This window comes from Corallococcus exiguus (assembly GCF_009909105.1).
GTDB classification, from domain to species: Bacteria; Myxococcota; Myxococcia; order Myxococcales; family Myxococcaceae; genus Corallococcus; species Corallococcus exiguus.
The window spans coordinates 119510-146077 of the sequence record NZ_JAAAPK010000005.1; the positions used below are offsets into that span (position 1 = coordinate 119510).

General features: G+C 70.9%; 20 protein-coding genes. 8 read left to right on the top strand and 12 right to left on the bottom strand.

Annotation, left to right across the window (positions count from 1 at the left end; genetic code table 11):
- Nucleotides 1–29: 29 nt before the first annotated feature.
- From GTZ93_RS20605 to GTZ93_RS20620, 4 genes are read left to right on the top strand one after another with little or no spacing between them, the layout of a single operon-like run.
- A complete protein-coding gene (locus GTZ93_RS20605; RefSeq protein WP_139920030.1) occupies nt 30–1334 on the top strand; it encodes a hypothetical protein in 1305 nt (434 codons plus the stop codon).
- Between the two features lie 21 nt (nt 1335–1355).
- On the top strand, nt 1356–3344 hold the full coding sequence (locus GTZ93_RS20610; protein ID WP_139920032.1) for a hypothetical protein: 1989 nt from the start codon (nt 1356–1358) through the stop codon (nt 3342–3344).
- 59 nt (nt 3345–3403) lie between these two features.
- Nucleotides 3404–4501, top strand: coding sequence for a hypothetical protein (locus GTZ93_RS20615; RefSeq protein WP_139920034.1), 1098 nt, complete (start codon nt 3404–3406; stop codon nt 4499–4501).
- Between the two features lie 16 nt (nt 4502–4517).
- The gene (locus GTZ93_RS20620; protein ID WP_139920035.1) at nt 4518–5498 is read left to right on the top strand and encodes a DUF4438 domain-containing protein; all 981 of its coding nucleotides are present in this window, start codon (nt 4518–4520) and stop codon (nt 5496–5498) included.
- Here GTZ93_RS20620 and GTZ93_RS20625 read toward each other — a convergent pair.
- The 11 genes from GTZ93_RS20625 to GTZ93_RS20675 all read right to left on the bottom strand — a co-directional run bounded on the left by GTZ93_RS20625 (nt 5481) and on the right by GTZ93_RS20675 (nt 22514).
- The gene (locus tag GTZ93_RS20625) at nt 5481–5867 is read right to left on the bottom strand and encodes a response regulator transcription factor (protein ID WP_139920037.1); all 387 of its coding nucleotides are present in this window, start codon (nt 5865–5867) and stop codon (nt 5481–5483) included. The genes GTZ93_RS20620 and GTZ93_RS20625 overlap by 18 nt on opposite strands.
- An 8-nt stretch (nt 5868–5875) precedes the next feature.
- Complete coding sequence (locus tag GTZ93_RS20630) at nt 5876–6691, bottom strand: hypothetical protein (RefSeq protein WP_139920039.1); 816 nt, start codon at nt 6689–6691, stop codon at nt 5876–5878.
- A gap of 1456 nt (nt 6692–8147) precedes the next feature.
- The gene (locus GTZ93_RS20635) at nt 8148–9842 is read right to left on the bottom strand and encodes a hypothetical protein (RefSeq protein ID WP_139920041.1); all 1695 of its coding nucleotides are present in this window, start codon (nt 9840–9842) and stop codon (nt 8148–8150) included.
- A 453-nt stretch (nt 9843–10295) separates the two neighbouring features.
- Nucleotides 10296–13037, bottom strand: coding sequence for a VWA domain-containing protein (locus tag GTZ93_RS20640; protein WP_139920043.1), 2742 nt, complete (start codon nt 13035–13037; stop codon nt 10296–10298).
- Nucleotides 13034–14767, bottom strand: a complete 1734-nt coding sequence (locus GTZ93_RS20645) for a vWA domain-containing protein (protein ID WP_139920045.1) — start codon at nt 14765–14767, stop codon at nt 13034–13036. Before GTZ93_RS20645 ends, GTZ93_RS20640 begins: the two co-directional genes overlap by 4 nt.
- Nucleotides 14764–15615 (bottom strand): DUF58 domain-containing protein, encoded by an 852-nt coding sequence (locus GTZ93_RS20650; protein WP_167548260.1) that lies wholly within the window; start codon nt 15613–15615, stop codon nt 14764–14766. The genes GTZ93_RS20645 and GTZ93_RS20650 overlap by 4 nt, the downstream gene beginning before the upstream one ends.
- 5 nt (nt 15616–15620) lie before the next feature.
- Nucleotides 15621–17144 (bottom strand): ABC transporter permease, encoded by a 1524-nt coding sequence (locus GTZ93_RS20655; protein WP_180946160.1) that lies wholly within the window; start codon nt 17142–17144, stop codon nt 15621–15623.
- Entirely contained in the window at nt 17141–18127 is a 987-nt protein-coding gene (locus tag GTZ93_RS20660) for an ABC transporter ATP-binding protein (protein WP_139922265.1), read from the bottom strand. The genes GTZ93_RS20655 and GTZ93_RS20660 overlap by 4 nt, the downstream gene beginning before the upstream one ends.
- On the bottom strand, nt 18124–19902 hold the full coding sequence (locus tag GTZ93_RS20665) for a hypothetical protein (RefSeq protein ID WP_139922267.1): 1779 nt from the start codon (nt 19900–19902) through the stop codon (nt 18124–18126). The genes GTZ93_RS20660 and GTZ93_RS20665 overlap by 4 nt, the downstream gene beginning before the upstream one ends.
- Nucleotides 19895–20893, bottom strand: a complete 999-nt coding sequence (locus GTZ93_RS20670; RefSeq protein WP_169822253.1) for an AAA family ATPase — start codon at nt 20891–20893, stop codon at nt 19895–19897. Before GTZ93_RS20670 ends, GTZ93_RS20665 begins: the two co-directional genes overlap by 8 nt.
- Before the next feature lie 19 nt (nt 20894–20912).
- Nucleotides 20913–22514: a hypothetical protein gene (locus GTZ93_RS20675; protein ID WP_139922268.1), complete on the bottom strand. Its 1602-nt coding sequence runs from the start codon at nt 22512–22514 to the stop codon at nt 20913–20915.
- 158 nt (nt 22515–22672) lie between these two features.
- On the opposite strand from GTZ93_RS20675, the gene GTZ93_RS20680 reads away from it, so the two are divergent.
- The 4 genes from GTZ93_RS20680 (at nt 22673) to GTZ93_RS20695 (ending at nt 25824) form a co-directional block, all read left to right on the top strand.
- Nucleotides 22673–23665, top strand: a complete 993-nt coding sequence (locus tag GTZ93_RS20680) for an aldo/keto reductase family protein (RefSeq protein WP_139922271.1) — start codon at nt 22673–22675, stop codon at nt 23663–23665.
- Nucleotides 23666–23880: 215 nt separating this feature from the next.
- Nucleotides 23881–24573 carry a MotA/TolQ/ExbB proton channel family protein gene (locus GTZ93_RS20685; RefSeq protein WP_120581012.1) on the top strand — a complete coding sequence of 231 codons (693 nt, stop codon included), beginning with the start codon at nt 23881–23883 and terminating at the stop codon, nt 24571–24573.
- Between the two features lie 3 nt (nt 24574–24576).
- A complete protein-coding gene (locus tag GTZ93_RS20690; RefSeq protein WP_121755850.1) occupies nt 24577–25014 on the top strand; it encodes an ExbD/TolR family protein in 438 nt (145 codons plus the stop codon).
- Nucleotides 25015–25029: 15 nt separating this feature from the next.
- Complete coding sequence (locus GTZ93_RS20695; protein ID WP_161662941.1) at nt 25030–25824, top strand: energy transducer TonB; 795 nt, start codon at nt 25030–25032, stop codon at nt 25822–25824.
- A 52-nt stretch (nt 25825–25876) separates the two neighbouring features.
- On the opposite strand, the gene GTZ93_RS20700 is transcribed toward GTZ93_RS20695, so the two are convergent.
- Nucleotides 25877–26329, bottom strand: a complete 453-nt coding sequence (locus tag GTZ93_RS20700; protein ID WP_257979192.1) for a MarR family winged helix-turn-helix transcriptional regulator — start codon at nt 26327–26329, stop codon at nt 25877–25879.
- Nucleotides 26330–26568: the final 239 nt, after the last annotated feature.

Consider the following 26568-nt stretch of genomic DNA (forward strand, 5'->3'; position numbering starts at 1 on the left):
GGCGTGAGCGGCAAGGGGGAGGCGGGCACATGGCGGACACGCTTCAGCGGTTCCTGCGGGCCAAGGTCCAGAGCATCACGTTCCGGGCGGGGCGGCTGTCGCGCCTCACGCCGCAGGACGTGGGCATCCGGCCCCGGGACGTCCCCTACGCCCCCTCCGCCGCGCACTTCGCCGCGGCCAACGCGCGCCTGGGCGAAATCGATCGCGACGTGCGCCGCGCCCTGTCGCGGCTGAACGGCCGGCTGCACGACGCCCCCCTCGCGCCTGGCGAGGTGCTGGAGCGCAACGCGCTGCTGGAGCGGGAAATCGACCGCGCCCGCCGCGCCTACGGCCTCTTCTTCGACGTCTTCAGCCAGCGGGGCACGCGGTTCGCGCCGGCGCTGGCGGCCTGCGACGCCATCGCGGTGGACTGCTTCCAGGCCGTGCGGCAGGCCGCGCCGGGACTGATGGACGGTCCCATGCTCAAGCCGCTCACCTACCTGGAGCACGGCTTCTCCCCGGCCACCTTCCGGCGCGGCGTGTTGCTGAGCCGGCTGCTCGGGGAGCGCAACCCCTTCCCGCTCATCCGCGTGCCCTACGAGCGCGTGGAGGCCCCGTGGGGCATGGGCGTCATCCTCCACGAAATCGGCCACAACCTGCAGGCGGACCTGAGCATCTGGCAGGAGACGCAGGTGGCACTCCAGCGGCGGGTGCTGCACGCCACCGGCAACGCGTGGCTCACGCGCCTGTGGGGCCGCTGGCACAAGGAGATCTTCGCGGACCTCATCGCGTGCCTGCTCGGGGGGCCAGCGTCGGTGCACTCGATGAAGGACTTCCTCGCGTACCCGGCGTCACGGGTGCTGACGTTCCATCCGCTCAGCGCGCACCCCACGCCATTCCTGCGCGTGTTCATCCAGGCGGAGATGCTCCGGCGCATGGGCTTCATCCGCCGGGCCTGCGACGTGCGCGACAACTGGGACCGGCTGTATCGCTCGCGGCTGCCCTACGCGCGCATCCCCAAACTGCTCTTGTGCACGGCGGCGCGGCTCATCCCCCATGTCGTGGATGAGATTGCCTTCCAGCCCCGCCGGGGCCTGGCGCAGCGCGCGCTGGTGGACGTGGTGCCGTTCTGGCCGTCGGATCAGGAGCGCATCGACCGGGCCGCGGAGTCATTGGCGCGCGGGCACATCCCGCCGGGGCTGCCGCCGCGCCACGTGGTGAGCGCCAGCCGCGAGGCGCTCGAACGGAGGCTGGCCCCGCCCGAGCGCATCTCTCGGACGGTGCTCAATCATCTGGTGAAGCTCGGCACGCGGAACGCGCGGATGCCGGGCGTGGGCGTCACCCTGGCCGCATGACAGGACCTCAAGGGAGGGACGATGTACGAGAACGTGAAGGGGAGAAGCCCCGGCGCATCCATCGAGCTGGCCTCGAGCGCGAAGTCGAAGTTCGACGAGTTCCTGCGCCGTCAGCTCGGTGTGTCCGATGCGCGTGACCCCAAGGCGGTGGTGTACGCGCTGCGCAAGCTCTACCCGACCACGGCCGCGCGCCTGGACGACGAGAGCAGTGGCCAGCCCATCCGCGTCTCGGCCACGCCCGAGCCGGTCATGGCCCTGATGAATGGCACCCTGGACTCGCCGGGCCAGCGGCGCTTCCGCCAGGAGCGCAAGGCGCTGGTGGACGACCTGGAGATCGCGGTGAACCTGGCCTCCAACCGCGACTTCAAGGCGTCGATGTGCGGCTGGCGCGACTCCATCCTCGCGGAGCTGGACGAGGGCGAGGCCGCGGCGAACATGGCGGTGGACCCCGTGTCGCGCGACCGGGCCTTCTATTCCATCCGCAAGCTGGGGGACACCGCGCGCGTGGCCCGCCTGGTGGGGATGGTGAACCCCACGGTGGTCCAGGAGTTCGGCCGGCTCGCGGCGACCATCGACGACAACGCCACGCTCCTGCGCATCCTGGCGGGCGAGGCGCTCTTCCGCGCCGGCTTCGATAAGGGCGGCACGGTGTTCCAGGTGGCGCTCCAGGACCTGCGCCAGCGCCGCGAGGCGCTCATCAACTCGCTGGAGCAGCTCACCGCCACCTCCATCCAGGAGGGCTACGACGACTGGGGTGACGGCCAGGCGTCCTACGGCAAGCTGTTGGATCAGCTGCGCGCCCGGGGGCAGTCGGACCTGCGCGCCATCGTCCGGCCGGATGCCATGTCGCGGTTGTTGGACGTGCTGCTGAACCACACGCCCCGGCAGAACTCGGAGGACATGCGTGGCATCGCGTCGGCGGTGCCCGTGGAGCTCATCCAGCTGCGGCGCCTGCGGGACGTGGCCGGCAGCCTGCTGGACACGTCCACCACCAGCTTCTCCAACTCCGGCGGCAGCAGCCGAGGCGTCGCGTTGAACGCGAAGGTCCAGGGAGCCTCCGCGCCCCTGGCCGCCTTCACGGAAGCACTCACGCTTTTCATCGACGCGTTCGACCGGCCCAATGCCGGGGCGCGGCTGCTCAACCTGGTGCTCCCCGTCCCGCTGACGTTCCGGGACCTGACGGGCAAGGAGCAGGCGCTGAACGACAAGTTCCGGGATCGCAACGACACCCAGGAGCTCATCGAGGACCTGCTGATGGACCCCAGCACGTCGGTGGAGTTCTGGAAGGAGCTGGCCCGGTTGGATCGCAAGCTCTACCACCTCGACCGGATCATCGACCTGTTCCTGCTGGACTACGACGAGGCCGTGGTGCCGGGCGGCAACCGCGTGGACCTCCACGAGGACATGATCGAGCAGCTGGACGCGAACGTGGACGTCTTCAACGTGAGCCCGGCGTTCCTCCGGGAGCAGTGCGGACTGGAGGAGGACTCGCTGGAGCTGGCGAACACGCTGACCCAGGAGGCGCCCGGCCAGTCGGAGGAAATCGAGGACGACCGGAACCACAAGTACGGCTTCCCGGAGGGCGCGCACTGCAACACCGGCGAGCCGTTCACGGTGCCTCCGCCGATCCGCGTCTCGCTGGACCGCATCGAGAAGGACCTGGAGCCAGGCATCAACCCGGGGGCCGTGGAGCACCCGATGGAAGCGGAGCCGGGCGAGCGGGCGGCACCCGCAACCACGGTGGGTAACGGGGCCAGCCTGAACGACGTGGCCTCGCTCATCGAGAAGAGCCGGGCGCGCATCATGACGGACGTGAAGCAGCAGCTGGAGGCCCAGGGGCCGGAGCTGGCCCGTCAGCTGGAGGCAGCGTTCTCGGATCAGCTCAAAGCCGTGGAGCGCATCATCTCCGGCAAGGGGCGGCACGCTTCGGACGGACAGCCCGCGCCGCCCAACGGGCACACCAAGTCGGGCCACTCCCGCCGCCACGTCCGCCACGCTCGCAAGCCATGAGCGCGCACGCACGGGCCTGAAACCCATTCCTTCAACGTCATTGACCCAGGTGGCATGCCATGAGCATCGGTACGGCAGAAGCCCTTCAGCGGCTGTTCGCGCAGTGGAAGCGGGAAGTCCTCTCCAACGTCACGTCGGATGAGCAGCGCACGGAGCTGCAGAAGCAGCTCTCGCTCCGGGAGGAGGAGCTGCTCACCAGCGCCTCCGACGGCTCGACGGCGTCGCTCTTCTCGGACCTGATGGGGTTGGGCAAGGACGGAGCGCCGTCCTTTGACTCCATCAGCCGGCCGCTGCTCGTCCAGGACTTCGACGAGTCCGTCATCGAGACGCAGCTCCACGCGACCGCGGAGCTCTATTACATCTACCAGCACGAACGGATGAAGGTGTTCCAGGTGGCGGGCGTGCTCCTGCGCCTCTTCCACGACGGGCGCATGCGCATCCAGCGGGGTCCCGGCGCGCGGGCGCTGTACCTGATGGAGAAGCACCAACCGCTGCGTTACAAGCCGCGCGACCGGCAGCTCGCGTACCGGCGCGCGTTCAACTACGGCAGCCTGGCGGCGCCAGCGGGCGCGGTGATGTTCCGCAACTTCCACCGCGAGTTCGTCGCCTTCGTGTCCGCCATCGCGCAGTACTTCCGCGACCTGCTCATTGGTGAAGTCATCCGCGGCTCGCAGCAGCTGAACGAGCGGCCCTTCGCGAGCCAGGCCACCATCCAGCGACTGGGCACGGACATCCGCTGGCAGATTGACCGCGCCACCTACGGCAACATCCTGGCGCTCACGGTGGAGGTGGGCGAGTACCTCAAGACCATCCTCGACGCGATGGAGACGCCGGACATCAAGAAGGCGTTCGACGCGAACACCAAGTGGGACGTGATTGAAGTCGTGTCGCAGCGCTACCTGGGCGGCGCGGGGGAGATTTCGCAGCGCTCGAAGATGGCGGACGCGGGGCGCCTGCTGCTCAACTTCGTGGCGGACAATCCCTTCAAGACGCGCGACTTCAAGGCCTTCCAGACGGAGGTGATGCCGCTGGGGCCGGTGGCGGAAGAGTGGATCGCCGCGTACCGGATGACGCCAGACGGCCGCTCGTTCCGCGGTGTGTCCCCCACCCTGCGCCAGACGCTGGGCATCACCAGCCCCGCGCCGGCGATGCGCTGAAGGAGGGAGGCACGGCATGGACATCCCGCTGCATCCCCTGATGGAGGCGGGCATGGGGGCCGCCTCGGCGCCGCGCACCAACGTGTCGCGGATGGTGGCCTCCGCGGTGGCGGGACAGGTGTCCCATCCCGTCGTGCGCGCGTCGCCGTACCGCATGGGCCGGGATGGGGTGCCCCGGCTGGTGCCGGGCAGCGGCGGCATCGTGCTCAACCGCCGCGTGGGAGACCGCGCGGTGGGGCTGGCGGCGGACCACATGGAAGCGGGTGTGTCGCTGCACAACACGGGGAAGGACGACGTCGGCCAACGCGGTGGCTCCAACCGGGCGCTGATGTTCTATGCGTGCGTGGGCAACCGCGCGCGCGTGACGAGCGGTCCCGCGAGGGGCGCGGTGGGCACCGTGGTGGGAAAGCACGGCGGCATCAACCACGTCATCGTGGACTTCCCGCCCGCGGTGAAGCGCCGGCTGTGCATTGGGGACCGCGTGCAGTTGGACGCGTACGGCCAGGGGCTGGAGCTGCCGGACTTCCCGCAGGTGCGCGCGCTGAACCTGTCGCCCCGGCTGCTTCGGCAATGGGGCGTGCGGACGGAGCGCGGGCGGCTGGTGGTTCCCGTGACGCACACGGTGCCCGCGGAGCTGATGGGTTCGGGGTTCGGGCGTTCGGAGGGCGTGCTGGGGGACCTGGACATCCAGCTGTCGGACGCGCGGCTGGTGCGCAAGCACCGGCTGAATGCGCTCCGGCTGGGGGACCTGGTGGCGGTGTGTCCGTTGGACTACCGCTTCGGGCCTTCGCGGCGGGCGGGGGTCATCACGGTGGGCGTGGTGGTGCATTCGGACAGCAAGGTCGCGGGGCATGGGCCGGGGGTGACGCCGCTGCTCATCTGCCCGGGGGAGTGCGTGCGGCTGGTGTGCCGGCCCCAGGCCAACGTGGCGCTCGTGCTGGGGCTGCGACAGAGCGTGGCGCCGCCGGCGCGCGGGCCGTCACGGGGTCGGGGGTAGGGACACCGCGCCCAGGCAGCGCGACACCATGGCGGCGCGGGTGTCCACGCCCAGCTTGACGAAGATGCGCCGCAGGTGGGCCGCCACGGTCCACGCGCTGATGTTGAGCTTCGTGGCGATCTGCTTGTTGCCCCAGCCCGCGCAGACGCACGAGACGACCTGCAGCTCGCGCGAGGTGAGCAACCGCACGTCGGACGCGGGCGCCGTCGCGGGGCTCGCGGAGGGCTCCGCGGGCACCAGGTGGTAGCGCTGACCGTTGAGGATGAGTTCGCCGGCCAGGACGCGGTTCTGCTCCTGGGGAGCAGCCGGGGCGCCGGGGTCGGGGACCACGAGCAGGACATGGCTCCCGGGAGGAAGAAGCGTCCGCATGGCGTGCGCTAGGAAGGGTCCGCCAGTTCGGGAGAGGTGAGGATGCGCCAGACCTCGGAGGCTTCGCGCGAGCGGCCGGTGGCGCGCAGGTCCTCCGCGAGGCGTTCACCCGCGTGCGCTCCCGCGACGGATGGCTCCGGCCGCTCGCGTGCGAGCGTCACGAGCCGCGTGACGCCGCGGCGGCCGAAGCGAAGCTCGGAGTGGAAGAGCAGGGCCAGCGCGCGAGCCGAAGCGAAGAGTCCACCGGGAGCGTCCACGGCCGTCTCCGCCTGGGCGCAGGAGGCCAGCATGGGGCGCAGCACGTGCGTGACGAGCGTTTCGAGTTGCGCCCGTTGAGCGCCGCGCTCCCGGCCGGCCCGGGCAAGCGCCGCGAGCAGCCGGGGGTCTTCGGCGAGCAGGGCCAGGGCATCGTGGCCTTCGCTGGGGGACGCGAGCCTGGAGCCCAGGAGGCGCAGCGAGGCGGCTGCGTCCGGCTGCGCTGGGGTGGCTTCGAGTCCCAGCCGTCCCAGGCGCGCGTCGAACGCCTCGGGTTCGTGCTGCTTCCAGTGGACGAGCGCGGAGATGAGCAGGGGTCCTGACAATGGCCAGGCGCCCCACCGGGGCTCGCCGCCAGGCTGGGGCTCGGAGGTGACGGAGTCGAACGGGTGCCCGAACCACGTGAGGACGAAGTCCAGAGCGCGGGCCTGGGGTTCCGTGAGGCCTGGTCCCATGACCTCTTCACGAGAGGGTGCGCACGGCCCGCGCACCGCGACGGTGCCGCGATGGATGGGCTTGCCGCCCTCGTTGCCCAGGACGATTCGAGCGCCATCCGGGAAGGTGACCACGGGCCCCTGGAGCCGGAGTTCCTCACGGGCCGCGCGGAAGGGCGAGTCCTGTACTTCCGCTTCGCGGAACCGCGACTCGGTGAAGAAGTCGGTTCCGGAGCGGAGGTGGGCGTTCTCCTCCCGGGAGGTGCGGGCAGGTGCCGACTCGGAGTCCCTGAAGGGGTCTGCTCCGGAGCGCGAGTGATGGTTCGCCTCACGGACCGAACGAGCAGAGGCCGCCTCCAGCGCCGCGAACGGATCCGCACCCTGGCTCGAATGGTGTCTCGCCTCACGTTCCGGACGAGCAGCAGCCGCCTCTGACGCGAGCGGATCCGCACCCCGGCTCGAATGGCGGCTTGCCTCACGATTCGAGCGAGCAGCAGCCGCCTCTGACGCAGTGAACGGAACCGCTCCGGACCTCAGGTGGCGATTTGCATCACGGGCCGAGCGTTCCGATGCCGCCGGCATGAGGGGCGCCTGTTCGCTGAACGGATCCGTCTCAAGGTGATGATCCTCGCGCGCCGCGCGAACGGAATCGACGCCGGATTCCTGTTCGCCGAACGAAGTCGCTTCGCGGCGGTGCTTCTCACGGGCCGCGCGGGACGAAGCGAGGGGGCCGCCCTGCGGCATCCGGGGACGGGGCGCTGACTCAGCGAGCGAACTGCGGCCAGAACGTGGAGGGCGCACTCCCTCGCCAGAAGCGGAGCCTCCACCCTGCGGCATCCGGGATCGGGACACGGACTCGGCGAGCGTGCCGGAACCGGACCGTGGAGGGCGCATGCCTTCACGTGCGGCGCCAGGAGCCTCGGATTCAGCAGGAGTGCGGGGCCTCGATTCGGAGAACGGCTCACGGTCAGGACGCGCAGGGCGCCCCTCCCCCCTGGTCGCGCGAGACGAGGCATGACGGCTGGGCCCCGGTTCGGCGAAACGCTCTGGGTTCTGACGAGGAGGACGCAGCGGCGCACTCGCTGTCCCCGATGATTCGTCTTCCCTCGTGTAAGCAGGAGGCCTGGAGCCGCGACGCGGAGGACGCATCTGCTCCCGGGTCGCGCGAGAGGAAGCAGCGGGCTCACCCTGCGTCGTCTTGTCACCTGGGCCGAGCTCATCGAGCGGATCGTCACCAGAGCGAGCAGCGGCTCCGGAAGTGCGCTGACGTGGTTCCGGCGCATCCTCTCGCGCAAAGGGAGCATCCCGTTCGAGGTCGGAAACCCAGCGATCCAGGAGCGACATCACGCCCTGGGAGGCAACGGGCGCACGGTTCCGCTTCCGCCCCGAATCATCACCAGCCACGGCAACCTCCCCTGAGAACCAACCTGCCCACGCACAGTAGGAATCACCCTTGCGCAGGGAAGTTCGACCCGGAGCCGGGCTCGACGGTTGAGTTCAGGATGGAGGCGCCACGGCGGCTCCCCAGGACGACAGTGCGGTCATCCCGGAAGGCTGTCCCCACGCTGGCTCGCCTGCTCTCGGCGCGTGCTCAGAACAGACGCGAGTACGTTGCCGGTGCCCCCGGTCGTGGCGTCCAGCGCCGCGCGTCGCGGGGCAGCCACAGGAGCCGGAAGGCTCCCGCACGCCCTTCATAGCGAAGGGTGTGCTCGCCCCGGGACAGCGTGAACTCAGGCGTGGTGACGCGCTCGCCATCGATGAACAGTGCGCCGGTGTCGAGCGTACTCGCGGGCTGGACGAAGTAGCGGTCTGCGCGCACCGCGAGGAAGTGATCTTCCAGGGCACCGGAGTCCGAGGGCACGAGGTAGCGCTGTCCCCACAGGTACAGGTCACCGTCATAGGGCTGGTAGTGCGCGTCGAGGAAATGGCGCAGCGCCGGAGGAAGGCCGGAGGTACGCAGGTCATCCACCCGCAGCACACACCCCTGTTCCATGAGGACACGAGGCATCTCGTCGGACAGCAGTTCCGCGAGCGAGCCGCGCAGATACGCGTCCGTATAGAAGTAGAAGTGTGCGTGCGGCCGGCTCACGTAGCCGCCCGAGTTGTCGTAGACGACATCCCCCGGTCCCGTGAGCGCCGCGATGCGAGCGAGCACTTCGCGCTGCCGCGCATTGCCGCCACCGTCCAGCGACAGCTCCACCTGCGCGGCTTGAACGGCGAACAGGCAGCCCAGCCCGGCAACTCCCACGGTCCGCACAGCGGGAGTGCGCAATCCAGAGAGCACCACGAAGACGCCGCGCGCGGCGAAGGGCGCGAGCACGCCCAGGAACGGCAAGAGGCTGTACGGGAACGGGGCGCGCTGGAGCGCATAGGCACCAAAGGTCGCGGGCACGGCCACGAACAGGAGCAGGTCGGGAGTGCGCGGGTGCTTCAGCAAGCGAAGGAACGTGGCGACGAACCCGACAGCGGCGAGGACGAAGAACGCGGGTTGCGCCCCCAGGGCCGGCACGAGGTATTCGCGCCAGGAGAAGCCCGGGTAGTAGCGCTGGTGCTCGGAAGCCCAGACGAAGCACCACTGCCACCATGCGCCCCACGAGCCCGTCACCGTGAGGTAGGCGGCCACCGCGCTCGTCGCGGCGATGATGCCCGCGAAGAAGGCGCGAGGCGCGGAGATGAGCGCGGGAGAACCGTTCCTGCGCGGCAGGAGGTCCGCCAGGAGCACCGCGGTCACGAGCCCGCCGAAGAAGAGCGCTTTCTGTGAACCCCACGCGGAGGCGACGAGCAACGCACCCGCCAGGAACGACGAACTGACGGATCCGGGCTGCACGGCCAGCGCGGCGAGTGCGCCCAGGAAGAGCGCCGCGGTGAGGGCATCCGGACGCACCTCGGTGGCGAAGTGCAGGAAGCCGGGGGTGCAGAGCAGCAGCACCGGAGCCAGGAGCGCGGCGATGCGTCCTTCCCGCCGGTTGAGGAGGAACACGGAGACACACGCCCCCGCGAGCGGCACGAGCATCGCGGCACGAAGCGCGACCACGTTGCGCGGATCATCCCCGAGCAGCCAGAACAGCGGAGCCAGCAACTGGTACACGAGAGGAAAGTGCACCTCGAAGAAGTCGCGGTACGGCATCTGCCCGTGGGCCATGAGCCACGCGGCATGGGCGTACTGGAACTCGTCGATGCTGAATGCCTTGTGCAGTGCGAGGCGCGACGCCTGGAGCGCGAGCACGCCCAGCGCGACACCCAGCCCCCACCGCAAGGCCCGGGGCTCCGTCATCGGCGCCGTCATACCGCGAAACCAAGCCCGGCTTCAGGGCGCGGAAAGGGGCACGGACCGCCAGGCCCCCCGGACACCCCTGCTGTCCACCTCCCGCACCGCGCGGTCCCAAACCGGTCCGACAGTCGGACAAGTCTTCCGCTGCCTAAGTGGACCAGGGGCCCGCGCCGAGGTTCTCCAAACCTGTCCGACTGTCGGACAAGTTTTCCGCGGCCCAGGCGGACCGGGAGCCCCTCGCCGAGGTCCTCCAAACCTGTCCGACTGTCGGACAAGTTTTCCGCGGCCCAGGCGGACCGGGAGCCCCCAGCCGAGGGCCATCAAGCCGGTCCGACTGTCGGACAGGTTCGTGGGGTACGCCGCTGCCGGGCAGTCCCAGCAGGGTTCTCCCTTCTCTCCCTTGTCGGACAGCATGGCGCGCAGAGAACCTCGCGCCGTGCGCGGACTCGCGCACTCGAGAACCTCGGCTCAGCGCCCCGTGCGACGCCGTGCCCGCGCTCGTGCGGCCTCCAGTGCGGAGTCCACTCCAGTGGGCGGTTTCGGAGGCTCCGGCTTCTGCTCGGCGGGTTCCTCCTGAACAGGATTGGGCGTCGTCGCGGAGGGCTTCACGTCCGTGCGTGGGGCCGCCGTCGGCTCTCGTGCGCTGACTTCCTTCACGGGCCTTTCCCGTGCGGCACGCACTCGCGGCGCGGAGAGGAACCTGCGCACCGCGATCTCCGCCAGCATCGCTGCCAGCGCGAACGCGACCAGCCAGGGCGCCAGCGCCACGCGGCCTTCCGACTCCGGCGCCTCCGCGAACAGGCCCGTCATCGACAGTCGCTCCTGGCCTCCGCCCACCGCCGCCAATGCCCGCAGGAGCTTGAGGCCCTCCTTCGCGCTGCCCGGCTCGAACTCCGGCGCGTATGGCAGCGCCACCGGTGGCGCCCTCAACACGCGCCCGCCCCACTTCACCACCGGGTGCCAGGTGCCGCTGCCAGTCAGCGGGTACTCGACCACCAGCCGGTCCTCGTCCTCCCAGTGCAGCGGCTTCTCCACTCCAGAGCGCCCATCGCCCGCCAGCAACACCGCCGTGGGCAGCGCGCCCGGCATCGGCTCACCCGGCGGCAGGTCCAACGTCACGCGCAGCACGTTGCCCTGGCGCTCCGAGCGCACCACCGCCTCTTCCTTCGGCGTCGGCCGCCCCATCGACCAGCGCACCACCGCCTCCAACGTCGCCCGCAGTGCGCCCCACTCGCGCAACTCACCCGTGTACTTGCCGTCCACCTCCGCCGTGAGCGCCACCGTGCGGCCCGCTCCGTGCGGCCACAGCGCCAGCACCGGCGCGGCGTTCGTGTCCAACGTGCGCAGCGCCACGTTCGCCCGAGGCTTCAGATAGGTGAGGTTGTAACCGCCCACCTGCGGCAGACCCGTCGTCGGCAGCGGCCCCAGCAGCGGCAGGTCCGGCGCGGCCTCCAGCGACGCGGGCTCGTCCACGAACGTGGCCCTCGCCACCGCGAGCGTCTCCTGGCTGAAGATGCGCGGCAGGCTCATGGCGTCCTCCGCGAAATAGATGCGTCCGGCGCCGCGCCGGGCCACCTCGCGCAGCAGATCCGCGTCCGGATCCGTGGGCTTGCCCAGGCCGATGACCGACACCGTCACGTTGGCCGCTCGCAGCGACGCCAGCGTCTCCCGGTAGTCGCCCGGCTCCTCGGAGTCCGCCGCGTCGGAGAACAGCACCACGTGCCGCGTGGGCTTGTCACTGCGGAGGATCTCCTTGCTGCCCGCGCGCAGGGCCGTGCCCACGTAGATGCCGCCACCGCCGCTGAAGCCTCGCGCCACCTGGTCGAAGGGCAGTCCCTTGCTCACCGGACTCAAGGGGAAGATTTCATGCGGCTCCGTGTCCACCATGTGCACGGAGGCTTCGTCGTTCCCGTTGAGCAACGTGAGCGCCGCCGTGACGCCCTCCGCGGCCAACTCCATCTTCGTGCGCCCATCCGGCACCTGCATGCCCATGGAGCAACTCGAATCCATGAGCACGCTCATCGCCACCGACGCGCGCCGCTGCTCCTCGCGCATCTCCAATGACACGGGCAGCAGTGGCTCCACGGGCGAGCGCCGGTAGCCGCCCTCGCCAAAGCTCGACCGTCCTCCCGTCATCACCAGCCCGCCGCCCGCCTGGTCCACGTAGTTCGCCAGCGAGTTCAACCCCGTCTCGCCCAGCGCATTGGCGTCCACGTTCTCCAGCACCACCACGCCCACCCCGTCGAGCGCCTCCAGCGACAGGTGGAACGGCGCCTTCACTTCCACGGTCATGCCCGTCGCCGTCAGCGCCTTCGCCAGCGTGCCCGAGGGCTGCGCGGTGAGCAGCAACACGCGCGGCGGCCCCTCCACGCGCAGCACGCCCACGCCCACGTCGTTCTCCGGGACGCCGTCTCCGGGCACCTCCACCGTGAGCCGGTAGTGCACGAGCCCCGGCTCCTCCAGCAGGTCGCGCAGGGGCAGCAGGTTGGGCCCGGGCTTGAAGTCGTACGGCCCCTTCACCAGCACCTTCCCGTCGCGCTCCAGGCGCACGGTGCCGGTAACGGCCGACGTCGCCTGCACCACGGCGGAGAACTGGAAGGGCTCGCGCACGGAGACCGTGGCGGGCACGTCCAGCGACACCACGGCCACGTCCAGCGCGGGCTCCGGCCGGGACACCTGCCGGTAGTCCACCGCGATGCCTCGCGCAGCCAACCGCCGCGTCGCACCCCGGGCATCCGCGCCCGTGGCCCGGCCGTCGGAGACCACCAGCACCCGGCCCGTGCGCTCGGGGGGAATGAGCGCGCCCGCCGCGTCCAGCGCGGCCGACAGGTCCGACGCCTCCGCGTCCACCGGCCGCGTGAAGCCGCCGAACCGGCTCCGCTCCGACAGCGAGGACTCCACCCGGGACTCGCGGCCGAAGGTGATGACGCCCACGCGGTCGCCCGGCCGGCGCTGGGACTCCACCAGCGAGATGAGTTCCTCCGCCACGCGGTCCACGTCCAGCGGCATGGAGCGTGAACGGTCCACCACCACGGCCACGTCGCTGCCCGCGTTCGCCAGCCGCAGCTCCGGCCCGGACAGCGCACCCACGCCGAGCACCAGCAGCGCCCACCGCAGCACCATGGGCGGGCCGGGCCTCCGGCCGTAGCGCCACAGGAAGAGGCCCAGCGGCAACAGCAGCAGCCACGCCTGGGGAAGGGTGAAGGTCATGCCTTCCTCGTGACGTAGAAGTCCGCCAGCAGCGCGGCCAGCAGCACCACCAGGGGCCAGCGGGCGCGCTCATGGCCGCTGTTCCCTTCCGAGTCCTCGCCCGCTTCCTTCGCGGCCACGTCCACGTTGCCCCGGCCGCGCAGGTCCGACTCCCGAGCGTCCAGCGCCAGCACCTCCAGCGAGTCCACTTCACGGCCCTCGCGCTCCAGCACATAGCGGCCGGGGCTGGTGGGCGCGGGCAGGCTCAGCGCGCCCGCGCCGAACACGGGCTTGCGGCCCGAAGGTCCCTTCAGCGCGTAACGTGCACCGGCCTCCGTCACCACGGCGAGCGACTCGCCCAGGTTGAGCTGACGCCGGGGGAAGCCCTCGCGAAGCCGCCGCGCATCACGCACCACGTTGCCCAGCAACACGGGCCAGGCGGTGGTCCGCTGGAGGTTGGAGCGCGCCAGGTCCACGTTGAGGTGCAGCCGCCCGCCCTCCTCTTCCGACACGAGCACGGCTTCGCCCGCGGTCATCAACGGACGGCCCGGAGGGTTCGCGCCCGCCGTCCACCGCACGCCCGCGAGCTGCACGTCGTCCATCAGCGTGCTGCCCTTCTCCGTGAAGAACGGCCCCACGAAGGTGCGCAGCGCTCCCTCCGCGCCCAGCGTCACGCGGGCCTCCGCGCGCGCGGGGCCAACGGACAGCACCGGCGCGCCGGGAACAGGAGTGCCGCGCGCCACATCGGGAGACACGGCCAGGAAGCGCTCCAGCGCCTGCTTCGACGCGGGCGACAGGCCCTCCGTCAGTCCCACGGCCACCGGCATCACGGGGGACGGGGGCAGGCGCACGTGTCCGTCCTCGGGCAGCGCGTCGTCCGGCAGGGACACCTCCACGTCGCCGGCCTCGCGGAACGTGAGGCGCACCGTCGCGGCGCCTTCTTGCGGTAACGCGATGCGCTCCGTGCGTTCAGTGCCTTCACGCGCGCCCGGTCCAGGTGCCGCGCGCACGCGTGCTTCAATCTCCGAAGGCCCCGCCCCGAAGCGAGCGACCCGCAGCGTCACCGTGGCCCGGCCGCCCTCGTCGCGCCGCTGCGCGGAGACCACCGCCACATTGCCCTGGGAATGGCCCAGCGCCGTCCAGCGCACGGAGGGCGGCACGGTCGTGTCCTCGGAGGGCGGCGCGTCGGTGAAGAAGTGCACGTGCTTGCCCGGGCCGGCCAGCTCCTGCGCCCACAGGAGCGAAGCCGTGACGTCATGGTCCGGACCGCGCGCCTGGAAGGACTCCAGCGCACCCAGGGCCCGCGACGCATCGGCTTCCGGTCCAGCGAGGACCAGGGGCGCCACGCCGCTCGCGAGCACCGTGACGTGCGTCGCGCGTTCCGACTCCACGCGCTTCGCGGCTTCCGTGCGCACGTGCTCCAGCACCGTCTTGCCATCCGGAGTCCGCGCGGACATGGACAGGCTGCCGTCCACGACAAGCACCAGGTGACGGCGTCGAGCGTTCTCCCCCAGCCGCACGTCCGCCAGGTACAGCGCGGCGGCCAGCACGGCGAGCGCCTCCAGCAGCAGCGACGCCTCACGCGTGAAGCGCTCCCACCGGGGCCCGCCCTCCGCGCGAGGACGCGGCGTGCGCCACAGGAACAACGCGCTCACCACCACCGGCTTCTGCCGGCGGCGCAGGAAGTACGCCGCGACCAGCGGCACCAGCGCGCCCAACGCCAGCAGTCCCCAGGGAAGTCCGAAGCTCACGCCCCGCCTCCCGCGACGAACAACGCGCGCAACGGCCCCGCCACCTGCGCGCGCAACCCCTCCGCCGCGTTCACGGTGAGCAGCGTTCCCCGCGCCCGCACCGCCGCGCTTCGCAGCGCACGCTGATGCTCCGCGAAGCGGCGGGCGTAGGCGGCCAGCACGCCGTCCGTCAGCAACTCCTCCAGCGCCACGCCACTCTCCGCGTCCACCAGCCGCGCGCCCTCACCGCCCGTAGGCTCCAGGTCCTCCGCGTCCAGCACCTGCACCAGGAACAACGCCGACGCTCCTCGCGACAGCCGGGCGCACAGCGCCTCCAGGTCCGTCTCGAAGAGGAAATCGCTCACCACCACCCGCAACCCGCACGGCCGCAATGGCGGCAGCCGCCCCAGCGCCGACGCCAGGTCATCCCGCGCCTCGAACTCCGCCCCTCGCAGCGCCGCGCGGCACGCCGGTCCCTGAACCCGCTCCGACCGCGCCCCGCCCCACAGCAGCGTCGGCGTCAGCCCCTGCCGCCCGCCCACCTCCACCGTCAGCAGCGCCACCTCCCGCGCCCCCGCCGCCTTGCGCGGCGACAGCCCCATGCTGCGCGAACCGTCCAGCAGCACCTCCACGCGCGGCGACACCTCGTCCTGGCGCACGCGCAGCACCAGCTCCCCCGTGCGCGCCACCGCGTTCCAGTCCAGCTGCCGCAGGTCATCCCCCGGCTGGTACGCGCGGAAGTCGTGCAGCTCCATCGCGCTGCCCGCGGACGTGGCGCGCACCTCGCCCACCCGTCCCCGTTGCGGCAGGCGCGGCAGCGCCAGGCTCAGCCCTGGCGCCAGGCGCGCCACCTCCGCCTCATCCAACATCGTGCTCACTGCTGGTGGGCCCGCCGCTCGCGGTCAGCGAGCACCCGATCCGCGGCGAACGCCGCCAGGACCGCCACCAGCGCCACGCACAGGAGCAGCTCCGGCGGCATCTTGAGACCGCTCGGGTCGCTGTAGTCGTACTTGCCGAAGTTCAGCGTCCCCAGGATCGGGTTGAGCAGGTTGAGCAACTCATCGCGCCCCGCCAGGTTCAGGAACACCGCCAGCAACGGCGGCACGCCGGCCCCCAGGATTCCCACCAGGACGTAGAGCAACCGCACCGACACCGGCGACGCGAACCGCCCCGAGCGCGGCATCCGCCCCAACAGCAGCGCCACCGACAGGTACAGCACCCCGTAGAGCGCCAGCGCCGCCTGCGACATCCCCATCCGCAGGCTGCTCGTCGAGCCATCCGACAGCCACAGCAACACCCCGCACCCCACCGCCCACCCCACGAGCAGCAGCACCGACAGCCGGAAGCCGCGCAGCGCCCCAGGCCTGAACAGCGTCCACGCCCGAGTGCCCGCGCGCAGCGGCCGCGACTGCCCGTCCACATCCGTCGCCATGAAGAGGGTGGCGAAGATGAGGTGCAGCCCTCCGAGGATGCCCATCACCCCGGGGATGTCGTCATCCCGGTCCATGAGCCACCACACCGCCGTCATCCCCACGAACGTCAGGAACACCTGCACCACCAACGCCCGCCGGGGATGGCGCGTGTAGTTCTCCGTCACGAGCGACAGCCGCGCCACCGCCGTCTCGAACACCAGCCACCCGTCCGACACGAGGAGCCAGAACGCCGCGCCCAGCCCCAGGAAGAAGTTCCTGTCGAACGAGAACCCGCTGCCACGCTCGTTCGTCACCACGAAGGTGAACGTCAGCGCCTGGAAGAACGTCACCACCAGCACGGCCACCAGCGCGAACCGCACCGCGGCCCGCCCCATCCGGCTGTCCGCCACCGTCGCCGCGCACACCGACACGAGCGTGAGGAACACCATCCACGCCCCGCCCAACATCAGCACCATCAGGATGGTGGGCAGGTCGATGCCGTTGAGGAAGTAGCTGAACAGCAGGAACGGCCCCACCGCCGACGCGTACAGCACCGCCTGCACCAGGAAGGACGCCACCTTGCCGCGCAGGATGCGCCGGGGTCCCAGCCCCGTGAGCAGGAGCAGCGACCACGTCTCGTCCTCGCGCTCGCGCGCCAGGGAGCGGTACGCGTTGAAGGGGATGAGGCCGAAGTGCACCAGCGCCAGGCACACGAAGAAGGAGAAGAAGTACGACCGCCCCTCGCGCGTGTACGTGCTGTCGTGCGTGTTCGCGAACGCGATGAGCGACAGCACCAGGCACGCCGCGAGCAGCAGCCCGAAGCTCACCCAGAAGACGCGCGTGCGCAGCCCCTGCCGCACCTCCTTCACCACCAGCGGGTTGAGCCGGTCGCCCCACTTCTCCCAACGGTCGGACACCGCGGCGGGAACACCCGGCGAGGGGGCGGACTCGGCCGCGCCCGACGCGGGACTTGCTTGCGTGCTCACGCCACCCTCCCCTTCGTCACCGTCATGAACGCGTCCTCGAGATTGCGCTCGCGCGGGCTGAACGCGCACACCGGCAACCCCTGCGACACCAGCGCCGCGAGCAGCGCCGCCGCGGCCGCTTCCGTCTGCGCCGGCCCCGCGTCCGCCTCCAGCTCCAGCCGCACGCGCAGCGCGCCGCCCTCGCGAGCCACGTCCTTCACGCGCGGCTGCTCCAGCAGCGTGCGCTCCGTGCGAGACCACAGCGCCTCGGCCTCGTCGCCCTGCGCCGCCAGCCGCACCGTCAACTCCAGCACTCGGGACGGGCCCGCGCTCTGGCGCAGCAGGTCCTCCACCTTGCCCTGGGCCAGCAGGCGCCCCTGCTCGATGATGACGCAGCTGTCGCAGATCTCCGCCAGCTCCGTGAGGATGTGGCTGGAGATGATGACCGCCTTGCCCTGATCCGCCAGCGCGCGCAGCAGTTCCCGCAGCTCGATGCGCGCACGCGGATCCAACCCGTCCGCAGGCTCGTCCAGCAGCAGCAGCCGAGGGTCATGGAGCAGCGTGCGCCCCAGGGCCACGCGCTGGCGCATGCCCTTGGACAGCTCCGTGGTGAGCTTGTGCGAGAGCGGCCCCAGCCCCGTGAACTCCATCACCGAGTCCACCCGCTGCTTGCGCTGCGCGCCCTTCAGTCCGTACGCGCGTGCGAAGAAGTCCAGGAACTCCCTCACGGTGACGTCGTCGTAGGTGCCGTAGCGGTCCGGCATGTAGCCCAGCAGCGGCCGGGCCCGGTCCGGCGCGTCCACCAGTGACGTGCCGTCCAGCAGCACCGTGCCCGCGGTGGGCACGTCCAGCGTGGCCAGGATGCGCAGCGTGGTGCTCTTGCCCGCGCCGTTGGGCCCGATGAAGCCCAGGATGCCGCCAGCCTCCAGCGTGAACGACACGTCGTCCACCGCGCGCAGCGCGCCGTAGTCGCGCCGCAGCCCCTTCACCTCCAGCAGGCTCATCGTCGTGCCTCCTCGACCTGACCGCGCACCACGTGCAGCGCGGCATCCAGCTCCACGTCCAGCGCCGCAGTGGGCGTGAAGCCACGCCCGCCCAGCCGCGCCACGAACGCGCCGTCCTCCAGTTCCTGAATCAGGGGCGCCACCGCGTCCTGGAAGCGCATGCGTGGCTCGTGCTCCAGGCCCAGCAGGTCCACCTCCCCGGCCTCTGCCTCCTCCGGCGGGGCCAGCCCCTCCGCGCCGTCCGCCAGCTCCGGCAGGACATAGAGCTGGCCGTCCAGCTTCAACGTGCCGCCCATCAGGGGAGCGCCCAGCGCGTTCTGCACCTGCACGCCGCCGTCGGTCTTGTGCGCCGTCAGCCGCGCGCGAGAGGGAACCACGGCGACCTCGCCCCACTCGCGGTAGCTGCGCGAGGGCAGGAAGCTGTTCTTCACCACCAGCCCGTTCGTCCAGTCCAGGAAACGCGGCGGATCCTCCGGGCCCGTCGAGGACGCCGGGGCCAGCAGCACGCTGGAGGCGGGCATGCGCACGCTCTCTTCCGCGAGGTTCGCGTACCAGGCGTTGAGGCCCACCGTCACCGCGCGGGACCGCTCGCGGTCCAGCAGCGTGAGGCTGTAGCGCGCGGCGTGCACGCTGAAGCCATCCACCAGCACGGACCACGCCACCAGCCCCAGGCTCGTGAGGACCGCCAACGTGGGCACGGCGATGAGCACCGCGAGCGGTCCCTTGCGCCGCGCGAGCATCCACCCACCAGGTCCCACCGCGAGCACGAAGAGGAAGATGAGCAGCAGGAAGCGGCCCACGGGCGCGCGGGCGCTCGACAGCAGCGGCAGGCGCCCATCGCTGAGCAGGTCGTGGCGCTCCCAACGGGGCGGCGGGCCCGCGGGCTCCACCACGGCCGGCGACCGCTCCGTGTCCTCCCAGAGTCGGAAGCCGCAGCCCGGCGGCTGCTTCCGGCAGTCGCGGAACTGGCGCACGGAGCCGAAGCCGTAGGGTGACAGCTCCGCCTTCTCATCCTGGAGCAGCGGGAAGCGCAGGCGCGGATTCGCGGGGGGCTGGTCGAGCACCAGCTTTCCGCCGGTCACGGCGAACGTCTCCAGCACCGCCCAGACGTCGTCGGGCACCTGGTCCGCCGGCACCGCCACCAGCACCGCGTCGTAGCCCGAGTAGGCCGCCAGCTCGCGCGGCGCGGTGCGCGGATCCACGAAGCGCGTGGCGACAAGCGGCTCATTGTTCTCCGGCGCGCGGCTCAGGCCGGTCGCCACCTCGAAGGACTTCACGTCGCCCAGCACCATCACGCGGGCTCCCCTGTAACTGTCCAGGTAGAAGCCTCGGGACGCGGTGGCCATCCCGGGCGAGTCCAGGTTGAGGGTGCCCGACTGCAGGTCCGCGGGCATCAGCAACCACGTGACGGTGCGCTCGCGGGGGCCCAGCTCCAGCGAGCGCTCCATGACGCGCCCCTGCGAATAGATGGACAGACGCACCGGGCGCGGCTGGCCGCCGTTGTTGTGCACCGTCACCTGGATGGGCGTGTAGCCCCGGTTCGGCACGAGCGTGACGACGCGCACGCTGGCCTTGAGGTCGCCCTCGGTGGGGAGGTTCTCCGTCGTCTCCACCACCTCGCGGTAGCCGCTGGCTTGGGACTCCTCTTCCCGCGCCTCCACCGCCTTTGGAGGGCTGGTCGCGAACGCCGCCGTCCCGCCGGGAACGCCCGGCAAGCCCGTCCAGAGCATGGCTCCCATGAGCACGGCGAAGGTCAGGTGCGCGCGGCTAGCCACGGGGCACCTCGGGCGTGGCCTTGAGCAGCTCGCGCACCACGTCCGGCGCGGTCACCTTCTCCAGCGACGCCTCGTAGGCCAACACCAGGCGGTGGTTGAGGGCGGCGGGCGCGGCGGCCACCACGTCGTCGAAGCCCACGTTGGGCCGGCCTTCGAGCAGCGCGCGAGCACGGCCCGCGGCGGCCAGGGCCAGCGCCGCGCGAGGGCTCGCGCCGAAGCGCACGAAGCGGCGCACGGGTTCCGGAGCGGAGGGCTGGCGTGGGTCGGACGCCTCCACCAGCCGGCCGATGAAGTCCGCCACCGGGCCGGGCAGGTGCACGCGGTCCACGGCGGCGAACAGGCGCGACAGGCCTTCGGCGTCCAGCACCGGCTCCTGCGCGGGAGGCGCGCCGCGCACGCGCGTGGTGAGCAGCGTGCGCAGCGTCTTGGCGCCCACGGGCGGCACGAGGATGCGGAAGAGGAAGCGGTCCAGCTGCGCTTCGGGCAGCGGGTACGTGCCTTCGAGCTCGATGGGGTTCTGCGTGGCGAGCACGAAGAAGGGGTCGGGCAGGGGCCGCGTCTGGCCCAGCACCGTCACCGACCGCTCCTGCATGGCCTCCAGCAACGCGGACTGCGTCTTGGGGCTGGAGCGGTTGATTTCGTCCGCGAGCACGAGGCTCGCGAAGAGGGGGCCCTCGCGGAAGACGAAGTCGCGGCGCGATTCGCCCTCCAGCACGTAGGTGCCGGTGATGTCGCCGGGCAGCAGGTCGGGAGTGAACTGGATGCGGCGGAAGGGCAGCGCCAGCAGCCGCGCCAGGGCCTTGCACAGCTCCGTCTTGCCCAGGCCGGGCAGGCCCTCCAGGAGCACGTGGCCCCGGGCGAGCACCGCTGTCACGACCTGCTCGACGACCGTCTCCTGGTCGAGCATCACCTGGTTGAGCCCGGACTTGAGCCGGGACGCCACGTCCGCCGCGCCCTGCGCTTCGGCGGGACTCAGAAGCTCCGCTGCCACGTCGTTTCCCCCTTCTGGACTACGGACCACCGAAGTACCGCTTCACCAGGTCGCGGTTGCGAGGCAGCAGCGGACCGGAGGTCGGTCCCGCCGTCGCATCGCCCTTCGCGCCCGTGCCCTTCGCGCTGGACGGCCCCGCCTGCCCCGTGCGGGCCTGCGGATCCGCTGCGCGAAGGCCCCACAACTCTTCCGCATCGCCGCCATTGCCATCCGGCAGCGGCTGGAACGCGAGCCGGTTCGGATCCATCTCCGCCTCGCCGCCGAAGACGACCGGCTGGCTCTCTCCGCCCCGGCTCACGCCCGCGCCCTCACCCTTGCCCTGCCGCGTGTTCCGGCTCGCGTGCTGACTGCCCTGCTGGCCCTCGCCGTCGCCCTCTTCACCGTCACCTTCGCCCTGCCCCTCCTGACCCTGGCCCTGCCCCTTCTGGCCCTGGCCCTTCTGTCCCTGTCCGGACTGCTGACGCCGGGTGGGACGCCGGGCCTGGGCGCCGCGGTTCCTTTGTGAGGCGTTTTCCTCTCCGAAGCGCTGGGCCAGGGACTGCTGCCGCCGCTCCAGTGTGCGGCGCAGGTCAGCGATCTGATCCGGAGAGCCAGAGGCCTGGGCGCGAGCGGAAGCACGGGCCTGGGCCTCGCGGGCCGACGGGTCGCTGGAGCCCTGCTGCTGTGAGCCCTGCTTGTCGCCGCCCTGTTCCCCCGTGCCCTGCGCCTGCGAGCCCTGCTGCTCGCCATCCTGTTCACCGGCACCCTGGCCCTGGGAGTTCTGCTCGGACGCGGAAGCCGCCTGCTCACCGGTGGCGTCGTCCTCCGAGGTCCCGCTGGCACGCGCATCGAGCGCCATCAGTGCCTGCTCCAACGACTCGCGCTCACGGGTGGCGGCCTCGGCACCGCCAGCGGCGGCGAGCGCGTCCTCCAGTTCAGCGGCGGCCTCGGAGGCGCGGTTGAGCTCGGCGGCGGCCTCGGATGCGCGCTCGGCGAGCCGTTGCTCCAAAGCATCCGCGGCTTCCCAATCCGCGGAGTCGAAGCGGCCCTGCGCGACTTCTTCCGACAACCGGCGCAGCTCCTCCTCGACATCGGGGCCCAGGGGCTCCTCACGGGCCAAAGCCTCGGCCTGCGCCTGCACGGCGGCGACCTGGGTCGCGGCGGCGGCGTTGATGTTCGACGTGCGCAACGCCGGAAGCGGAACGAGGAACCCCACGGCGAGGAACAGGAGCGCGCTCAGGAGCGCACCCACGGGCCGGCCCCAGGGAACCTCCGGAGGCTTCACCTGCTGGGCGAACTGGTTGAGGCTCAACTCCCACTCGCCAACGGGACGCTCCAGCCGCGTGAGCAACAGGCCCCCGGCATTGGCGGAGCGGTCCGCGAGCACCGCCGCGTACTCCAGCGACACGCCGCGCGAACGGGCACGAACGAACCACCACGCCAGCCCCGCGATGACGAGCGGAGGCACGGCCCAGACAGCCAGGTCACGCAGCAGCAACCGTGACAGCACGCAAGCGGTGGCCATGGCCCAAAGAGGAGCGATGCCCGCGCTGCTCCAGGCGACGACGTTGAGCCGCCGCTGCACGCGCCGGATGGGCGCGAGCACGAGAGACTGGAAGCGGCGTTCGTCACTGGCGGCCATGCGTGGAAGCCAGTGTCGGACACCCGGCCCACCGTTCACAAGCGACGCCCGGGAACGGTCGAATCCCGCCGTGGACGGTCGCCCGTCCGACTCCAGCTGTCGAGAAACCGCGAAACCCGAGCGGACCTCCAAAGGCGGCGGTTAGTGTGCCGCCCCCTATGAACTTCCGATTCCTTGGTCGCAGCGGTCTGAAGGTCAGCGAAATCTCCTTCGGCAACTGGCTCACCCACGGCTCCCAGGTGGAGGAGGACGCCGCCATCGCGTGTGTGAAGGCCGCGCTCGACACGGGCATCACCACCTTCGACACCGCCGACGTCTACGCCGGCACCAAGGCCGAGGCCGTGCTCGGCCGCGCCCTCAAGGGCCAGCGCCGTGAAGGCTATGAGCTGTTCACCAAGGTCTACTGGCCCACCGGCCCTGGCCAGAATGACCGCGGCCTGTCGCGCAAGCACATCATCGAGTCCATCCACGGCTCCCTGCGCCGCCTCCAGACGGACTACGTGGACCTCTACCAGGCCCACCGCTTCGACGCGGAGACGCCGCTCGAGGAGACCATGCTCGCGTTCGCGGACATCGTCCGCCAGGGCAAGGCCCTCTACATCGGCGTCTCCGAATGGACCGCCGAGCAGATTTCCGCCGGCGCGAAGCTCGCCCGCGAACTGCGCGTGCCCTTCATCTCCAACCAGCCCCAGTACTCCATGCTCTGGCGGGTCATCGAGTCCAAGGTCATCCCCACCTCCGACGCCGAAGGCCTGGGGCAAATCGTCTGGTCCCCGATGGCCAAGGGCGTGCTCAGCGGCAAGTACCTCCCCGGCAAGCCCCCGCCCGCGGACTCCCGCGCCGCCACCCCGGGCTCGCAGTTCATGACCAGCTTCATGACCGACGACGTGCTCACCCGCGTCCAGCAGCTCAAGCCGCTGGCCCAGGAGGCAGGCCTGTCCATGGCGCAGCTCTCCATCGCCTGGGTGCTCCAGAACAAGAGCGTCTCCTCCGCCATCATCGGCGCGTCCAAGCCGGAGCAGGTGCTCGACAACGTGAAGGCCACTGGTGTGAAGCTCGACGCGGAGCTCCTGCGCCGCATCGACTCCATCCTCGGCCCCGTCGTGGAGCGCGATCCCGCGCAGACCACCAGCCCCAACCGCCGACCCTGAAAACGCGCTCATCCACCCGGCGGGCAGGCGCTCCGACGCCCGTCCCGCCTGGTGCCTGGGATATGACATCCGCGCCCTGGTTTCGCCGCGCCCGTCCAGTGGCGCGCGACAGCGGGGTGAACTCCACCCCGTTCCATTTGACTTTTAAGTTGGGGGGAACAAGAGACTGCGCCGCGCGTTAACGCGGTCCCACTCTTGAACCGGGCTTTCCCCACATGACGTCCTTCTTCCTCCTGGCCCAGGCGGCCCAACCCGAACTCGGATGGTTGAGCAGCAAGCTGCTCGGGGTGACGTTGGGCAGCGCCGAGTGGGTGCTCTGGCTGCTCGTGTCGCTGTCCATCATCTCCATCGCGGTGATGCTGGAGCGCGCCGTCTACTTCTCGCGCCACCGGCTGGCCAACTCAGAGGCCCTGGCGGTGCGCCTGGCGCGCGGCGAGTTCGACGCCGTGGCCGGTGAAGTGAAGAACCAGAAGGGCATGGAGGCCTCCGTCATCCGCGAGGCCCTGGCCTCCGCGCAGCAGGGCCCCGACACCGTGGAGCAGGTCATCGCGTCCACCGTCGCCCGCGAGCGCCCCCAGTACGAGCGCGGCCTGTCCATCCTGGGCACGCTGGGCAACAACGCCCCGTTCATCGGCCTGTTCGGCACGGTGCTCGGCATCATCAAGGCCTTCAACGACCTGGGCGCCATGAACGCCAAGGGCGGCGCCATGCAGCAGACGGTGATGGCCGGCATCTCGGAGGCGCTCGTCGCCACCGCCGTGGGCCTCGCCGTCGCCATCCCCGCCGTGGTCGCCTTCAACATCTTCAACCGCCAGCTGAAGACGCTCACCAGCCGCACCACCGCCCTGGGCCACGCGCTCGTGGGCGCCATGAAGGCGCGCAAGCCGGGCGCCGCGGGGGGCAACTAGCCCATGGCCGGCGGCGCGAACGACAGCGACGAGGAAATCTCAGGCATCAACGTCACCCCGCTGGTGGACGTGGTGCTGGTGCTGCTCATCATCTTCATGGTCACCGCCAACTTCATCGTCCGCGAGACGGTGGAGGTGGACCTGCCCCGCGCCGCCAATGGCGGTGAGACGGTGCAGGGCCTGGTGAACGTCGTCCTCGACAAGGAGGGCAAGCTCTACTTCGACGGCGCGGAGGTGACGGAAGCCGACCTGTCCCGCCGCGTGACGGAGGCCGTGGCCAAGGACAAGGACACGCGCGCCATCATCAGCGCGGACCAGACGCTCGCCTACGGCCGCGTGATGCGCCTCATCGACGTGGTGAAGGGCCAGGGCATCGCGAAGTTCGCCCTCAACATCGAGAAGGACGCTGGCCCTGCCCGGACCGCGCCCGCCACGCCCTGACGAGGCTTCGCAACGATGAGCCAGGCGGTCCTCGAATCCTCTTCCCTGCCCCAGCGCGACCGCTCCACGCGGTTCCTGCTCGTGTTCGTCCTCGTGTCGCTCGCGCTGCACGGAGTCGGCTTCGGTCTTCTCTCCACCCTGGAGGGCCGCAAGCTCGCGTCCATCCAGAAGCCGGTGGAGCTGGTCATGGTGGAGGTGCAGAAGCCCCCGCCCCCGCCGCCTCCTGAGGAGAAGCCGGAGGAGCCCAAGCCTCCGCCTCCCCCGAAGGTGAAGGTGAAGCCGCCGCCCATCAAGGTCGCGGAGGCACCCAAGCCGCCGCCCCCGACGGAGGCCCCGCCGCCTCCCAATGACACGCCGCCGCCGGAGCCGTCCGCCAAGCCGCCGCCGTTGGTGGTGGGCATGACCATGTCGTCCACCACCAGCGCGGGCTCCTTCGCCGCGCCCGTGGGCAACACCGCCTACGGCAAGGCCAACGGCACCGCGAAGGCGCCCCAGGACGTGAAGGGCTACTCCGCGCCCAAGTACGTGCCCGTGTACCAGGTGGACACGGAGCCCTCCGTCGCGTCCGAGGTGAAGATTCCCTACCCGGACGAGGCGCGCCGCGCGGGCATCGAGGGCACCGTCACGCTCTCCATCACCATCGACGCGGAGGGCAAGGTGAGCAACGTGAAGGTCATCTCCGGGCCCGGCTACGGCCTCAACGAGGCCGCGCGTGACGCCATCCGCCGCTTCCGCTTCAAGCCCGCCATCAAGGGCGGCGAAGCGGTGGCCACGGAGATGAAGTACTCGTACACGTTCCTGCTGGACTGAAGACGCGCGCCCCGGAAGCTTCGGCCTGAGCCGTGGCTCCGGGGCGATGCGCCTACTGCGTCTTCAGCGCGCGGCGCATGATGTCGCGCAGCGCCGCCAGGTCCTCGTCCGGCATCGCGGCGATGAGGGGCGGCGGCGAGCTCAGCCGCGCCATCAGCCGGCCGCGCAGCTCCGCGCCGGCCTCCGTCAGCACCAGCATCTTCACGCGGCGGTCCTGCTCGCTGCTCTTGCGCTCCACCAGCCCGCGCGCCTCCAGCCGGTCCACCAGCCCCGTCACGTTGGACGCGTCACACGACAGGTAGTTGGCGAGCGTGCTCATGGCGAGCGCTCCCTCGCCCAGCTGCCTCAACACGTGCGCCTGCACGGGAGACAGGTCGAACTCCGCCGCCAGCGCGGGGAAGTTGCGCATGTGCGTGTGGAGCAGCTCGAAGAGGAGCGTCCACGCCTGCTCCGGCAGCCCACTCCTACCCTCCGACAGGTCGGTGGTGGCCGTCGACCGGCGCATCACCTGCTCGCTTGGACCGTCGCTGAAGCCGTTCATAGTGAAGTTACGTTAAGTCATCGGACGTACATAAACAATTGACATCATCAACCATTGACCGCTACTACATTCCGCATATTCCAACATCCGACAGTGCGGAGTACTTTCACGAGGCTCTGGGGTCGGGTAGAGGACGCAACGCAGTCGTCCATTGGACGGATCCGCCTCGCGCTCCCGCGGGTCGGTGAGGAGGTCGAAGCGGT

Bases quoted from the DNA above. Each gene is read 5' to 3' on its own strand.
- GTZ93_RS20605 (WP_139920030.1), top strand. From the start codon at position 30: ATGGCGGACACGCTTCAGCGGTTCCTGCGGGCCAAGGTCCAGAGCATC.
- GTZ93_RS20700 (WP_257979192.1), bottom strand. From the start codon at position 26,329: ATGCGCCGGTCGACGGCCACCACCGACCTGTCGGAGGGTAGGAGTGGG.
- GTZ93_RS20675 (WP_139922268.1), bottom strand. From the start codon at position 22,514: ATGGCCGCCAGTGACGAACGCCGCTTCCAGTCTCTCGTGCTCGCGCCC.
- GTZ93_RS20650 (WP_167548260.1), bottom strand. From the start codon at position 15,615: ATGTTGGATGAGGCGGAGGTGGCGCGCCTGGCGCCAGGGCTGAGCCTG.
- GTZ93_RS20640 (WP_139920043.1), bottom strand. From the start codon at position 13,037: ATGACCTTCACCCTTCCCCAGGCGTGGCTGCTGCTGTTGCCGCTGGGC.
- GTZ93_RS20625 (WP_139920037.1), bottom strand. From the start codon at position 5,867: ATGCGGACGCTTCTTCCTCCCGGGAGCCATGTCCTGCTCGTGGTCCCC.
- GTZ93_RS20660 (WP_139922265.1), bottom strand. From the start codon at position 18,127: ATGAGCCTGCTGGAGGTGAAGGGGCTGCGGCGCGACTACGGCGCGCTG.
- GTZ93_RS20620 (WP_139920035.1), top strand. From the start codon at position 4,518: ATGGACATCCCGCTGCATCCCCTGATGGAGGCGGGCATGGGGGCCGCC.
- GTZ93_RS20690 (WP_121755850.1), top strand. From the start codon at position 24,577: ATGGCCGGCGGCGCGAACGACAGCGACGAGGAAATCTCAGGCATCAAC.
- GTZ93_RS20685 (WP_120581012.1), top strand. From the start codon at position 23,881: ATGACGTCCTTCTTCCTCCTGGCCCAGGCGGCCCAACCCGAACTCGGA.
- GTZ93_RS20680 (WP_139922271.1), top strand. From the start codon at position 22,673: ATGAACTTCCGATTCCTTGGTCGCAGCGGTCTGAAGGTCAGCGAAATC.
- GTZ93_RS20635 (WP_139920041.1), bottom strand. From the start codon at position 9,842: ATGACGGCGCCGATGACGGAGCCCCGGGCCTTGCGGTGGGGGCTGGGT.
- GTZ93_RS20695 (WP_161662941.1), top strand. From the start codon at position 25,030: ATGAGCCAGGCGGTCCTCGAATCCTCTTCCCTGCCCCAGCGCGACCGC.
- GTZ93_RS20615 (WP_139920034.1), top strand. From the start codon at position 3,404: ATGAGCATCGGTACGGCAGAAGCCCTTCAGCGGCTGTTCGCGCAGTGG.
- GTZ93_RS20610 (WP_139920032.1), top strand. From the start codon at position 1,356: ATGTACGAGAACGTGAAGGGGAGAAGCCCCGGCGCATCCATCGAGCTG.